This window comes from Paraburkholderia sp. 22098 (assembly GCF_052045935.1).
GTDB lineage: Bacteria > Pseudomonadota > Gammaproteobacteria > Burkholderiales > Burkholderiaceae > Paraburkholderia > Paraburkholderia caledonica.
Map to the genome: position 1 here is coordinate 207,415 of NZ_JBQEPV010000007.1, position 13,438 is coordinate 220,852.

The window sequence follows — 13,438 nt, forward strand, 5'->3', positions numbered from 1 at the left end:
CAGGTTTGTCCCGCTCGCGACGGTGAGCTTTCAGCAAACGCATCCGGCACACGATCGCCATCGTCATCTTGTATGTGGGACTCTGCCTTGCTCTGCCTGGCGGCTCTTCACATGATCGATGAAGGCGCGCAGTTTCGGCATGACTTGCCGGCGGCTTGGATAGTACAGAAACACGCCTGATATCACCGGCGCTAACGGCTTCAGCACTTCTACCAGTTTTCCGGCTCGCAGTCCTTCGGCGACCATCGGCTCAGGTAACTGGGCAAGGCCTATACCTTCCATTGCCGCACCCAGCATGGTGGGGAAATCATGGGCGATGAAAGGGCCGCTTACGGCGATCTCGATCGCGTTGTCGCCGTTGTTGAATGACCATAGCGCGAGCGCGCCGCTCGATTTGCGCCATCGCAAGCATGCGTGTTGCCGCAGATCGTCGGTGTGCTCTGGCCGGCTGCGCGCCGCGAAGTAGGCCGGGCTGCCGACAACGACAAAACGAAGCGGCGGCGTCAACGGCACGGCGACCATGTCCGCGTCGACGAACTGACCCAGCCGGATACCGGCATCGAACCCTTCAGTTGCAAGGTCGACCAGTTCGCTGCTTGCGGCGATCTCCACTTCGACCTCGGGATAAGACTGGTGGAACGATGCGATCAGGGGATCGAGCAGCAGTGGCACCACTGCGCGCGGCACCGAAAGACGCAGCAGTCCGCTGGGCCGCTGGCCGAGACCACGCGCAACGTCGCTGGCGGCGACGAGTTCCTCGAACGCAGGCTTTGCGCGCGAAAGAAACTGTTCGCCTGCTTCGGTCAGGCCGACGCTACGCGTGGTGCGTATGAAGAGCACTGCGCCAATGCGCTCTTCCAGCACACGCACCGCCTGACTGATCGCCGACGGCGTCACGCCGAGTTCCGCAGCTGCCCTGCGAAAACTGCGATGCCGGGCAACGCACAAGAACGCCTCCACGCCATCGAGCGCGCCCTGCCTGACTGTGAAGATCTGCTTCATAGCCCGTCAACATTGTGATGAATAGTCGCTCGCGAGAGACGATGGTACACCTATGCCTGTGGGCAAGGAGTCGTACCGATGGGGACTCGCAAGCTCTCGACAATGCGTCAGGACCGTGGAGGAACCTTGCAATGAACGATGCACTTGATGGCGTGCGTGATCACTATCGTGCGACCGGACTGACCGAGCGGCTGAAGGTCGCGCTCGCGGCTTTCGGACCGGACGATCAGCCGCTCACACCCGAGCAACTGGCCGCTCTCGACCAGTTTCACACCCGTGGTATTGCTGCCACCGCCGAGCTTGCCGCGCTGGCCGGCATCACCTCTGACATGTCGGTGCTGGACATCGGGTCGGGCGTTGGCGGGCCGGCCCGTTTTCTGGCTGCAACGTACGGCTGCCGCGTGACGGGTATCGACCTCAGCGAGCCGTTCGTGGATGCCGCACGCTATCTCAGCCGACGCACAGGGCAGAGTGAACAGGTGTCGTTCCATGCTGGCAGCGGGCTGGATCTTCCCTTCGACGGCAACTGTTTCGACGCCGTGTTGCTGCAGCACGTCGCAATGAACATTGCGGACCGCCCACGGCTGTACCAGGAGATCCGGCGCGTGCTGAAGCCGGGCGGCAGATTTGCAACGTTCGACGTCGTCGCAAACGGCGGCGAGCCGCACTATCCCGTTCCCTGGGCGCGGACGCCGGCAACGAGCTTTCTCCTCACGGCCGATGAAACGCACGCGGCGATCGAACAAGCAGGTTTCAGCACGCTGGCATCGCAAGACGACACCGGGACAGCGAAGGCGTGGTTTGTGCAGTTGCGTGAGTCAGGGCCGCCGTCCTCGCCCAATCTCGGCGTGGTGATGGGGTTGGACTTCGCCCAGCTCACCACCAACCTGGGCCGAAATCTCATGGAAGGCCGACTCGGCATCTTGACAGCGGTGTTCGAGAAAACATCCGCGAAGAGTGCAAATCACCTGGAGAACCGCTGATGACCGCCGTCCGCGTCCCCGTTGATATCGTCCCGCGCGTTCCCGCGTGGCGCAGCCTGTTCTGGCTCATCCCGTTGGTGGCGCTGTGGATCGTATTGATCTATTGGCAGCCGATTATCCCGACTAGCGGCGTACCGACCACTGCTCATCAGTTGACGGCTCATGCGTTGATCGCGGTGGGTTTGTGGCTCGGCCTCGAAAGCACGGACCTGACGCCGGGCGAACGGCGTACGACCTGGCTGGCGGTCATGATCCCAGACACGCTTTGGTTCGCTGTTGTCTGTAGCGCGGCGATCAATGGCGCCTTCCGCACGGATGCCTCGCCCTTGCCGATGCTGCCGTTGGCGATCTTCGTGCCGGTGATGATCGGCGCTCCGCTGCTGCTGTTGTCAACGCAGGTGGGACGGGTGCTCGATGCGATGCCGGCAAGCTGGCTTGTCGCTCTGCAGCTTTACCGGATATTCGGCAGTTGGGCGCTCGCTGCGTGGCTGCACGGGTTGCTGCCAGGCGTGTTCGCATTGCCGGCGGGAATCGGCGATGTGCTGACCGGCCTGCTCGCCGTGCCGGTGGCAATTGCCGTGGCGAGCGGTGCAGATCAGGGGCGGAAGGCGGCGATCGCCTGGAACGTGTTTGGCCTCGCCGACTTCGCCGTCGCGATTACCTTGGGGATGATCACTTCGCCCGGCCCATTCCAGTTGATCGTTCCAGACATGCCAAGCATCGGCGCCGGCGCTTATCCAGATGTGCTGACGCCTGCATTCGTGGTGCCAGGGTCGATCCTGCTGCATGCGCTGTCGCTGCGCCAACTGATGCGGAGACGCGCAGGCTGATCTGCATGACGCCCTTCAATGCGCCCGACGACACTTCGTGCCGGTCATTACTGCGCCGGGTGTCGTCAGTTTCGGACGTCTCAGGCCGGGCTCGTGTAGGTGCTTGTCACGCAAGCGCATTCACAATGGAGTTTCTTCGCTAAGGGGAGCTGATTACTGACGGACGGAGTTGTCCGGTCATTCACACGATCGACTGCGAAGAGAAAAGTGGATCACACCAGCAAAGTAACGCCTGCCCAAACAATCAGCACGACGCCCAGCACCCGGCCGACCCGCTCTCCGCCGGGCAGGATTTTCTCCACGAAAACGATCAGCGCCAGCGCGGCGATCCAGATGAGATTCATGATGCCGCCGACGAACAGCAATGCCATCAGCAGCCAACAGCAGCCCACGCAGTAAATTCCATGACGCATCCCGAGCAGGAAGCTGCCTGCAACGCCAGGGCGCCAGTGCGCAGTGAGAAAGTTGACAGGTGATCGGCACTGCGCGAGGCAGGCGCGCTTAAGCGGCGAGAACTGGTAGAGGCCCGCCGAGGCCAGAACAATCGCGGAAAGCGGAGCGCTCCTCGACCACAGCATCATTTCCGAAATGAGGCCGGTCGGTTGCAGCAGCTCCTGGAGCGATGCCGCGCATATTGAGAAGGCCAGCCATGCGGTCAGGTAACCGGCCAGCAGAAACATCGACGGGACGGCCGAACTGGACTCGGTGGACGCGTGGTGCCGCAACACGCGTCGATATAACAGGATCAGCGGCGTTGCGCTGGGTGTCATCATTGCGATCATCATCACCCACCACATCAGGATCACGGTCGGCAACGACAGATCCATTCCCCCGCCGCCATCTGCCAGTCGATGAGGGAACAGCGCGACGGCTGTCATCTCCAGCGCGGACATGCCGATTCCCGCGCCTGTCCACACGTAGGCCCACGAAAACGCGACAACGGCGACAATGCCGAGCGCGGTAATCACGCGCTCACGCCCCACGACAATCTCGAAGCTGCTCATGCCGCAGCGCGATGCCGGATCGGTCCTTTGTTATTCAGGTGCAGTTGCGCGAACTGCGCATAAGTCCCCTTGAGATCCAGTGCGATGTTTCCCTGCGAGCGGCTCGTGCCGGAGCCAATCTCGGCAAGTTCGTATTCGAACCCGTGAGGCAGGTCGATCCGGACGCGGTGCTCGTCGCCGGTCACTGGATTGCGAATCGGTTCGCCGAGGACGTCGAATACACCCTCGACATGAACCCGGCCGCGCCTGGCGTCGACATCGACGTCGAAGTCGATTTTCGTAAAGATCGGGTCGAATGCATGCTCGACCGTCGATGCAAAAACGGCGAACATCGTCGCGAACGGCTCGGTGTCCTGCCCCGTCATGATTTTCAGAATGGCTTCTCGTTGCGCGGGGCTAGCTCGTTCGTCGACGATCGGCTGGCACTTGCCCTTACCTTCGTGGATCGGCCCGGGCCACTGAAACACGACCGCAAGCTTGACGCCGTCTAGCGGCACGTCGCCGTAATAACCGTTGCTGATCGAGATGGCGCCCATTGCTTCGCAGAAACCGTTGTTCGGCAGGGCGTTGAACTGACAGGGGCAGCCGTATGAGCAATTGCAATTGACGAGTTCGGTGCCTTGAATTTCCCAGGGAGTCATGGTCGTCCTCCTTGTACCCCGCGACGGGTCACGTGGCTCGAATCTAGTGTATGCAGGGGAAAAGGAAAGTTAAAGCCTGGGCTGAGGCGCGCGGGCTGTTACTTGCTGCCGGCGACCGTTGTGCTCGACCGGTAGCGCAGCAAGTGATCCGTGCCGGACTCGGACAGCCAGACTTCTCCCGGGCGCCCCATCATCTGGCGTACGTTCGCATGTGAGCGAGGCAGCGCAAACGTCTCGAATCGTTCCGTATGCGGGTCGAAGCGCACGAGCGCGTTAGCGCTCCATTCGCTGAGCCAGACGATGTCCTCGTCGTCGACGAATATTGCATACACATGCGGATCGGCGCCAGGCAGTTTCCATTCGCGCCACCGACGCGCCGCCGGATCGAACACTCCCACCTTTCCCGCGTTCCACTCGCTGATCCAGACGCGACCTTTCGAATCGGACCATACGCGGCGCGCTCCCTGTTCCGGTGTCGGCGGCTCGATGACTTGAGCCGTGCCGCTCACCGGGTCGATGCGGCCGAGGTAGTTGCCAGCCAGTGAAGCGAAGTACACGCTGCCGTCGGGGGTGACACAGATTCCATAGGCACCCGGCCCGCGCGGTGCATCGAACACGCGCATTTTGCCGTTTGCCGGGTCTAGCTCACCGTAGATTCCGCCTTGTCCTGTAAACCAAAGATGTCCGCGTTTGTCGAAAACGGCGGTGTTCAGGTTGGCGTTCTGTCGGTCTTTGGGCAATGGGAAGCGCGTGACAGCAAGTGTCTTCGAATCGACACGTACGATCGCGTTCAACCCGCCATCGGTGATCCATGCGGCTCCGTCCGGACCGACGATCACGCCATGCGGCGCAGACCCGTTGCCGAGCGCGATCCGTTCCGTCTTGCCGCTGCGCGGGTCCAGCCTTCCGACCGCGCCTTGCGCCTGCGCGGTGTACCAGACTGCACCGCCAGGATCAGGCGCGACATCGTGCGGTGCGCTACCGGACGGCACGGCAAACGAGTCGAACGAAGGGGACTGAGCCTGTAGCGGACCTGTGACTAACATCGCGCCAGCGAGTACTGACGCAAAGTATCGCAAGAAATGGAATGCGTAGAGTTTCTTCGCCGGTACTCGCGCCGATGCGTTTGCGATGTGAATCACGTTTGCCTCCGTAACCAGAGTTGGCTTGCACATGCACGCCATGTTTATTGTGGCACTTACCGGAAGAATTTTCGGGTTCTTCACAGACGATGCCCGTGTCAGACATCGGGCTGCGGTACGCGCAATCACGCGGCACGTGATGACGAAAACCGGCCCCGCCGCACATGTAAGGTGCACTGATCGACGAGACCTTTTCGGCGCTTCGACGAACATGAATCTGGCTGGCGTTTGCGTCATACACACGTCATCAACTGGACACACGACCTATTGCGACGCATGTAACGTGGACAGTTTGATCCGTCCTTTGTAATTACGCACACACCTCTCGGCGACATCGGTCCCCGCAAGTACAAGAGAAAGCATCGGCCCGGCGCGCAACTTTGGCGTCGACGTTCGATGCCAGCGAACTGCTGCGTAAAGGTACGCTGCGATTGGCATGAGAAGCGCGAGAGATGGCACGAAAATACACGTCGCGTCCGGCTCGCATCGCTTTCGTCTGGAATATCCATTGCTGCCCTAAACGACGTCTGTGCGAATCGACCAGCTGATCCGATGGAGAAAACCCTCCGCGGCTGGTTGCGTAGCATTGGGACGACGTCAAAGACGCTGGGAACCACGCGGTCGAACGGCCTGGCAACGCACAGGTATTCGAAACCGGTACGACGCCCGGGGGCATAAGCGGGGGGTCATGTGGTAGCGCTGCCCGCTCCGACTCACGACTTCCATCAATCGAGGGAGCAGGGTCGGGCAGGCTTGCGCGTAACCGGAGCAACCTGACGAAAGCTGTTGTCTATCGAGGGCCGCGCGATGTCAGCGTGGAGAACGTGCCCGATCCAAAAATCGAGCGTCCGACTGATGTGATCGTGCAGATCAGAAGCACCAATATCTGCGGTTCGGATCTGCATATGTTCGAAGGCAGGACCGACTTTGAAAAGGGGAGGGTTTTCGGGCATGAGAATCTCGGCCAGGTCACGGAAGTGGGGCAGGCCGTTGAACGTTTGAAAGTCGGTGACTGGGTGTGCATGCCGTTCAATATCAGCTGTGGGCATTGCAGGAATTGCGAAAAGGGATTGACCGCATTCTGCCTTGCTGCCAATCCTGAGCCCGGCATGGCAGGCGCTGCCTTCGGCTTCGCCGACATGGGACCCTATCAGGGCGGACAGGCGGAATACCTGCGCGTTCCTTGGGCCGATTTCAACTGTCTGAAGCTGCCTCCTGATGCCGAGGAAAAGCAGAACGACTATGTGATGGTGGCCGATATCTTCCCGACCGGATGGCATTGCACCGAGCTAGCCGGAATGCGGCCGGGCGATGCAGTCGTCATCTATGGCTCGGGTCCAGTCGGGCTGATGGCCGCGCATGCAGCGATGGTCAAGGGCGCCTGCAATGTGATGGTGGTCGATCGTCATCCCGACCGGCTCCGTTTGGCGGAATCAATCGGTGCAGTCGCCATCGACGATTCGAAGTGCAATCCAGTCGAGCGGATCAAGGAGCTCACTCATGGGCTGGGTGCCGATGTCGGCTGCGAGTGCGTCGGCTATCAATGCCATGATCCCGCCGGAAAGGAGGTTCCGAATCTGACCATGAATAATCTCGTCCAGTCGGTGAAGTTCACCGGCGGTATCGGTGTGGTCGGGGTATTCACACCACAGGATCCCGGCGCACCCGATGACCTGGCCAAGAAGGGGCAGATTGCGTTCGACTGGGGAATGTGCTGGTTCAAGGGCCAGCATATCGCCACTGGGCAGTGCAACGTCAAAGCCTACAACCGCCAGTTGCGCGATCTGATTCATGCGGGTAGGGCGAAACCCTCTTTCATCGTTTCACACGAGCTCGAACTGAGCAGGGCGGCTGAGGCCTACCAGCACTTCGACTCGCGCGACCACGGTTGGACGAAAGTAGTCCTGAAGCCAGCGGGATGAGCGCGTTTTCTCATCAGTGAGTGCATGGCGGAGACCTGCATGCAAGCCGGGTTCGACGAAGGTCCAACCGGCCCGGTTTGCGCAGGTCGATCACGGCGCGACCCGCGATTCGCGCGAGGAGCATGACTGCGCATTCGCGCGGCCATGCCTAAGCATTTTTTGTAGTGTGTTTGGGTTTGCGGTGCCAGAACAGTGTCTCTGTGCGTTCCCGTCACAATCTGTTTTTGACTATTCAGATCCATCTACGCACTGCCGTAAACCCTGAGAGTAGACGCCCGACCGCAGACCGCAACAGTGCCCGACACGATGCGCACGGTACGGTACCCACTCCTTCTCTCAGACTTGCATGAAACTCGCATTCAAGCTCCCCCTCGGTTTTGCCGCGGCACTCTTCCTGATGTTCGCCGGCGCGATGTACGGCCTGTACTCGATGCATCGCTCGCTTGGCGAGTACGACGAGCTTGTGCGCATACACGTCGCGAATGAGCGAATGGCCGCGAATATCCTTGTGAACTTCAAACTGCAAGTTCAGGAATGGAAAGACGTGCTGTTGCGTGGCAAGGACCCCGCGAAACTCGACAAGGGCTGGGCCGCCTTTGAAAAACAGGAACGCCTTGTCGACGAAGAAACGAAAGTGTTGCTTTCAGCGCTTGATGAACCTGGAACGCGTGCGTTGGTCGAGCGGTTTGGCAACGCGCATACAAGCATGGGCAACGGCTATCGCAAAGGACTGGAAGCGTTCAAGGCGAACGATTTCGAGCCGACAGTCGGCGACCGGGCCGTCGCCGGCGTCGATCGCGAGCCGGCGCGTTTGCTCGGTGAAGTGGTCGAGCAAATCGCGACGAAGACAGCGGCGATGTCGGCGCAAGCTGACCGCGACGCGCGTCGGGCCGGCGCAATCAGTCTGGTGTTGATGATGGGGGCCTTCGCCGCGGGATTGAGCGGTGCGATGCTGTTCAGCCGCTCAATCACGCGACCGCTTGCCACTGCGGTAGAGGTGGCGCGCACCGTTGCGCAGGGCGACCTCACTTCGAAGATACATGTAGATCGCTCGGACGAACTCGGCGCTTTGCTGAGAGCACTCGCCGACATGCAATCCAGTTTGCTAAGCGTCGTAAGTACGGTGCGTCACAACGCGGACGGCGTTGCGATGGCGAGTTCGGAAATCGCGGCAGGCAATCTGAGTTTGTCCGCACGTACGGAAGAGCAGGCCGCCTCATTGGAGCAAACGGCGGCCAGTATGGAAGAACTGACAAGCACGGTGCGCCAGAATGCAGGAAACGCGGGACTCGCGTCGTCGCTTGCTGAAAAGGCATCTGACACTGCGAGCTCCGGCGGCACCGTGATGCAGAGCGTGGTCAGGACCATGGAAGGTATCAGCGAGAGCTCGTCGGAAGTGAGCGAGATCATCGCGGTCATCGAGGGTATTGCTTTTCAGACAAACATTCTTGCACTCAACGCGGCCGTTGAGGCGGCCCGCGCCGGCGAACAGGGGCGAGGTTTCGCGGTCGTCGCTGGCGAAGTGCGTGCGCTTGCGCAGCGAAGCGCGGCTGCCGCGAAGGAAGTAAAAGCATTGATCAGCCAGTCATCGCAGCGCGTGGCGGCGGGCGCTGAGCTTGTGCACAATGCTGGTGGAATCATCGACGATATCGTGCAGTCAGTGCATCAGGTAAAGACAGTCATTGCTGACATCTCGGCCGCGTCGAGCGAGCAGAGTACCGGTATCGAACAGGTTAACCACGCCGTCGTACAGATGGACCAGGTGACCCAACAGAACGCTGCACTGGTCGAACAGGCGTCGGCGGCGGCTCAGGCGATGTCGGAGCAGGCGCGGTCTCTGCGCGACGCCGTCGCGGTGTTCCGCACGAACCATGCACCGCAGTTCGCTGCGCTCGTCTAGTGCGTAAGAGGAAGGCCGGCGGCGCGGCGAACTACGGCCGACGCGCCACCCCGAGCAAGTTTTGTGAGTGATGATTTCGTCGGCGCGCCAGGCGCGGCGAAAGACATACCCGGCGCCAAGCAGGTGAAGTCATCTTGAGCCGTATCCACTGATCCCCTGCATCTAGAGATGGCGGGCAATCCGTGAGCGACCGGCACGCGGCACTACGCCATCTGATATCGCCACCCGGCCCTGTGCTGGCGCTCGCGCGACACTCCCCCCGGCCCCAAAAACCGCACAGCCAACGCTCTCCCGCCTTTCCTCGGAAGAAAGGCGATTCTTCGTCTCTCGTCCCTCTTACAGCAAAATTCATACTATTCGCCGCAAACGCAGCAGTTCTCACATCTCAGGCCGATATAGCAAGTAGGAATTGCAGACTGCAACACAGTGACCGGAAATAATTGCTGATTTCCTCCCTTCTTGAGGTCTGCGCCTAGTGCGTAGCGCAACGAAGGTCAATGTCAGCATCGCCAGGTCTTACGCGCTGAAGCAGGCCAAATCCGCAGTGGAGTTTGGGAAGCAATGTTCTTGATCGTTAGCAGCCCGAACGAAATTCAAAGCTATTTATCGATTGAGAAAATCACCATGGTTAAGCGGCGTCAATTTATTGGAGGGCTCGTTGCCCTTGGCGGAAGTTGTGTTCTTAGCGCCTGCGGCGGAGGTGGAGGTGAGGACAGCGAGGTTGCCGCGCGCGCTGCGAGCGGCAATTCCGCCGCGCGTGCCACGGCGCGCACCACCGCCTCGCCTTCGGCAAACGGCACGGCCATGCCGCCCGCCAGTTCCATCATCGACAGCGCGGGCGCGGTCTGGACCATTACGGGCGGCGTGCTTTATAAGAACGGTGTAGTAGCGGGGAACAACTATAACGTTGCGCTCGCCATGTACTACACCGGAGCCGTCTACGCCGAAAATACCTCCGGCGAGTTTTACCAATGGAACGGTACGGGCTGGATCAGGTGCGCCGATCCTCGGCTGACCGGCGGCACTTCGGCAGACGGCACCACGATGCCGTCCGCGCCTTACATCATCGACAGTACGGGCGCAAAGTGGACGCTAGTGAATGGCGTCGCGTATAAGAACGGCGTGGTGGCGGGCACGAACTACAACGTATCGATCGCGCTGTGGTACGGCGGCAAAATCTACCTGCGCAATACCAGCGGGCAGTTCTATGTCAACGCCGAGGTCAAGGCTCAATGGCTCGCCTGCTCGGACCCGCGCGTTACTACGGCACCGGCCCCGGGTTCGTTCTACGGCATGAACGGTCACCACGACTACCTGTACACGCCCGCGCAACTCGTCACTATTCTGAAGACGATGGGCTGCACAATCTATCGTGTCGGCTGCACGGCGGACTCATCGCAACTCGGCCCAGTGACCGACATCGCGCGGACATTCCAGACGGCAGGACTTCAGGTGTTCGCGTTGATCCAGCAAGGGATCTACGCCAACGACGGCACTCTCTATGCAAGCGAGTCGGCGGCTTACAACGCGGGCTTCAGTTCCGGCGCGACGGTAGCTCGCGCACTCATGCCATACGGCGTGACGATGTACGAATGCGGCAACGAACTGACCCGTGACAGAGCGATCATTCTCGACGACACCAACGCCGGCACCAAGGCTGCCGACTTCAACAACACCAACTGGCCGCTTCTGCGCGGCGTCTTGCGCGGCATGATAGACGGCGTGAAGTCAGTACAGCCATCGGCGAAATGCGGCGTCAATTTCTGCGTGAACGATATCGGCGCATCCGATGCATTGTGGGAAGGCAATCAGCCCGACAGCAGCACGGGTTACCCCAAGGTTCGTTGGGACATCACCACTTGGCATAACTACGAAGTTTATGGCGACATCTTCGCTATTCCCGCCGACGGCCAGAGTCCGGGGTTCGATCTGCCGACGTATTGCAAAGCGCGTTATGGCGTGCCGTTCATCATCAGCGAGTGGAACACGGGTCCGGAGCGGACGCAGGCCTATCGGGCAAATTACATCACGAGCCAGTTGAGCGAGTTCTATTCCGCGAGAAAGACTCACCGCATCCAGTCGGTCATGTTGTATGTGCTCGATAGCGGAAACGATACGTACGGCATCATGCTCGACGGCACGCCCATCACTCCGTCGTATAGCGCGTTCACCGGCTTTATAAAAAGCAATCCGGACGTGTGAGCGGGTTCGACGTTTAACGGATCAGCGCCGCTCGTTATCCTGCAATGCGCTTGAAACTGGCGTAGTAATCGTCAGTGTAATAGCAGTCGCTGGTCTGCTTGCGCGGTCCACCGCATACGATCCGGCGCTGCCCGCGATCCGTCGAGCCCGGCGTGCGAACCGTGTATGTGTGGTAGTAACCGCGCGGATGCTTGGGCAGCAAAAGCGCGCTGTTACGAAACAGCACGCCGTCGTCCGCAAAAGGGAAGGGGCCGCCCGCTGTGATCAGCCGCAGTGTCTCGGCTGCTTCCCCCGGCAACTGCGCCTTGGTGACGGTGCCCAGTGCGCCCGTCGCTTGCGCGCCTGATGCGGTGAGTGTACCGCTCGCGCCCTGCGCTGGCTGAGCCGGTGATTGGCTCGCGGATGCGCCCGATGCCTCAGTGACGTTTTGCGAACCGCCCTTGCCGCATCCGCCGAGGATCGCGCTCATGGCGACGATGCATGAGAAAGCCCACGCGCTTTTCACGAAACGATCCTCCCTCGTTGACCAGCACTCGACGACCAGGACAGATGTAAAGGTATCGCTAATGGCGGAGCGAATCAACGTTCGACCGGAAGTCGGCATTCGGCACGCGACAACCATGCCTCCGCCATAAAGCGCCTTCAATTGTCAGTGGCCGGTTCGCGCCGGGCGCTCCTGCGCAGAATATCGGCGGGTACACCATACGTCCGCACGAACGCTCGGCGCATACGTTCGCGGTCCGCGAAACCCGTTTCCTGCGCCACTACGTTAATGGTGTGGCGGCCTTGCTCGATCATGAATCTGGCTGCTTCGAGGCGCAACTGTTCGACAGCTTTGGCGGGCGACTGACCGGTCTCGGTGGCGAATGCGCGGCTGAACTGGCGCGGGCTGAGGTTTGCGACATTCGCAAGTTCCTCGATGGTGAGTGGATTGCGCAGGTTGCGGCGAATATGCGCGAGGACCAATTCGATCCGATCGGATTTCGGCGTCATGTCGAGCAGTGCTGAATGCTGCATCTGGCCACCCAATCGTCGCTGATTCATGACGAGAAGTCTGGCAACCATTTTTGCGGCGTCCGGGCCGAGGTCGTTGTCGAGCAAAGCCAGGGCGAGGTCGATCCCCGCCGTCATTCCCGCCGAAGTCCACAGTGGACCGTCGTTCACAAATATCCGGTCTTCTTCCGTGCGGACATTCGGGAAGCGCGCCCTGAATTCGGACGCGTGTGCCCAATGCATGGTTGCGCGTCTGCCATCCAGAAGTCCGGCCTCGCCGAGGACAAATGCCCCACTGCAGATCGAGGCTACTCGTCTCGATGCTCTGGCTGCCTCTTTCACGAACGCAACCACGGGAGCATCGGCAGCGGGCATTTTCATTTCAGTAATAGAGCCCACGATGACCGTGTCGAATGCCGGATCGCCGAACGCTTCGGTTTCCAACGTCATACCGCCCGAAGATACAACCGGACCACCGTGTTCGGACAGCAGATGGACCTCGTAGCACGGGCCTCTCGGCGGCAAGTTCGCGATCTCGAACACCGTAAGAGCCGCGAGGCTCAACATCTGAAATCTTCTTGGCACTACAAAGCCAATCCGGTGCATATCTGATTCCGCCGTACGCAGTATGAACGTGGTGTGAACGAACGCCGTCTGGATCGAATTCCCCGATGGCGGACTTGTGAATCCAGATAGCCAGCTTACTGCGGTCGGGCCACGAATGTCTTGAATGGTGGCAACAACGACATGGATCGTAATGGCTCGCGACGTTAAGGTTCAAGCACTTCTCTTAATCGCATCGCAGCTAGCCAAAGGAAC

General features: G+C 60.4%; 11 protein-coding genes. 5 read left to right on the forward strand and 6 right to left on the reverse strand.

Annotated elements, in window-relative coordinates:
* Window positions 1–63: 63 nt before the first annotated feature.
* Window positions 64–1,002 carry a LysR family transcriptional regulator gene (locus tag ACTJLB_RS16830; protein WP_440783913.1) on the reverse strand — a complete coding sequence of 313 codons (939 nt, stop codon included), beginning with the start codon at window positions 1,000–1,002 and terminating at the stop codon, window positions 64–66.
* A 131-nt stretch (window positions 1,003–1,133) separates the two neighbouring features.
* On the opposite strand from ACTJLB_RS16830, the gene ACTJLB_RS16835 reads away from it, so the two are divergent.
* A complete protein-coding gene (locus tag ACTJLB_RS16835) occupies window positions 1,134–1,985 on the forward strand; it encodes a class I SAM-dependent methyltransferase (protein ID WP_440783914.1) in 852 nt (283 codons plus the stop codon).
* Window positions 1,985–2,815, forward strand: a complete 831-nt coding sequence (locus ACTJLB_RS16840; RefSeq protein WP_440783915.1) for an MFS transporter — start codon at window positions 1,985–1,987, stop codon at window positions 2,813–2,815. Before ACTJLB_RS16835 ends, ACTJLB_RS16840 begins: the two co-directional genes overlap by 1 nt.
* 212 nt (window positions 2,816–3,027) lie before the next feature.
* On the opposite strand, the gene ACTJLB_RS16845 is transcribed toward ACTJLB_RS16840, so the two are convergent.
* The 3 genes from ACTJLB_RS16845 to ACTJLB_RS16855 all read right to left on the reverse strand — a co-directional run bounded on the left by ACTJLB_RS16845 (window position 3,028) and on the right by ACTJLB_RS16855 (window position 5,506).
* Entirely contained in the window at window positions 3,028–3,819 is a 792-nt protein-coding gene (locus tag ACTJLB_RS16845; protein ID WP_440783916.1) for a DUF2182 domain-containing protein, read from the reverse strand.
* Window positions 3,816–4,460 carry a DUF1326 domain-containing protein gene (locus tag ACTJLB_RS16850; protein WP_440783917.1) on the reverse strand — a complete coding sequence of 215 codons (645 nt, stop codon included), beginning with the start codon at window positions 4,458–4,460 and terminating at the stop codon, window positions 3,816–3,818. The genes ACTJLB_RS16845 and ACTJLB_RS16850 overlap by 4 nt, the downstream gene beginning before the upstream one ends.
* A gap of 98 nt (window positions 4,461–4,558) precedes the next feature.
* Window positions 4,559–5,506: a Vgb family protein gene (locus ACTJLB_RS16855; RefSeq protein ID WP_440784014.1), complete on the reverse strand. Its 948-nt coding sequence runs from the start codon at window positions 5,504–5,506 to the stop codon at window positions 4,559–4,561.
* A 920-nt stretch (window positions 5,507–6,426) separates the two neighbouring features.
* Between ACTJLB_RS16855 and ACTJLB_RS16860 the strand changes: the two genes are divergently transcribed.
* From ACTJLB_RS16860 to ACTJLB_RS16870, 3 genes are all read left to right on the forward strand, one after another.
* Window positions 6,427–7,524: a glutathione-independent formaldehyde dehydrogenase gene (locus ACTJLB_RS16860; protein WP_440783918.1), complete on the forward strand. Its 1,098-nt coding sequence runs from the start codon at window positions 6,427–6,429 to the stop codon at window positions 7,522–7,524.
* 346 nt (window positions 7,525–7,870) lie between these two features.
* Complete coding sequence (locus ACTJLB_RS16865) at window positions 7,871–9,424, forward strand: methyl-accepting chemotaxis protein (RefSeq protein ID WP_310066252.1); 1,554 nt, start codon at window positions 7,871–7,873, stop codon at window positions 9,422–9,424.
* Between the two features lie 624 nt (window positions 9,425–10,048).
* Window positions 10,049–11,626, forward strand: coding sequence for a hypothetical protein (locus ACTJLB_RS16870; protein ID WP_440784015.1), 1,578 nt, complete (start codon window positions 10,049–10,051; stop codon window positions 11,624–11,626).
* 34 nt (window positions 11,627–11,660) lie between these two features.
* On the opposite strand, the gene ACTJLB_RS16875 is transcribed toward ACTJLB_RS16870, so the two are convergent.
* Both ACTJLB_RS16875 and ACTJLB_RS16880 read right to left on the reverse strand, forming a co-directional pair.
* Window positions 11,661–12,131, reverse strand: a complete 471-nt coding sequence (locus ACTJLB_RS16875; RefSeq protein WP_440783919.1) for a ribonuclease — start codon at window positions 12,129–12,131, stop codon at window positions 11,661–11,663.
* Between the two features lie 137 nt (window positions 12,132–12,268).
* Entirely contained in the window at window positions 12,269–13,225 is a 957-nt protein-coding gene (locus tag ACTJLB_RS16880) for a GlxA family transcriptional regulator (RefSeq protein WP_087751962.1), read from the reverse strand.
* Window positions 13,226–13,438 lie beyond the last annotated feature (213 nt).

Bases quoted from the DNA above. Each gene is read 5' to 3' on its own strand.
- ACTJLB_RS16830 (WP_440783913.1), bottom strand. From the start codon at position 1,002: ATGAAGCAGATCTTCACAGTCAGGCAGGGCGCGCTCGATGGCGTGGAG.
- ACTJLB_RS16835 (WP_440783914.1), top strand. From the start codon at position 1,134: ATGAACGATGCACTTGATGGCGTGCGTGATCACTATCGTGCGACCGGA.
- ACTJLB_RS16840 (WP_440783915.1), top strand. From the start codon at position 1,985: ATGACCGCCGTCCGCGTCCCCGTTGATATCGTCCCGCGCGTTCCCGCG.
- ACTJLB_RS16845 (WP_440783916.1), bottom strand. From the start codon at position 3,819: ATGAGCAGCTTCGAGATTGTCGTGGGGCGTGAGCGCGTGATTACCGCG.
- ACTJLB_RS16850 (WP_440783917.1), bottom strand. From the start codon at position 4,460: ATGACTCCCTGGGAAATTCAAGGCACCGAACTCGTCAATTGCAATTGC.
- ACTJLB_RS16855 (WP_440784014.1), bottom strand. From the start codon at position 5,506: ATGTTAGTCACAGGTCCGCTACAGGCTCAGTCCCCTTCGTTCGACTCG.
- ACTJLB_RS16865 (WP_310066252.1), top strand. From the start codon at position 7,871: ATGAAACTCGCATTCAAGCTCCCCCTCGGTTTTGCCGCGGCACTCTTC.
- ACTJLB_RS16870 (WP_440784015.1), top strand. From the start codon at position 10,049: ATGGTTAAGCGGCGTCAATTTATTGGAGGGCTCGTTGCCCTTGGCGGA.
- ACTJLB_RS16880 (WP_087751962.1), bottom strand. From the start codon at position 13,225: ATGCACCGGATTGGCTTTGTAGTGCCAAGAAGATTTCAGATGTTGAGC.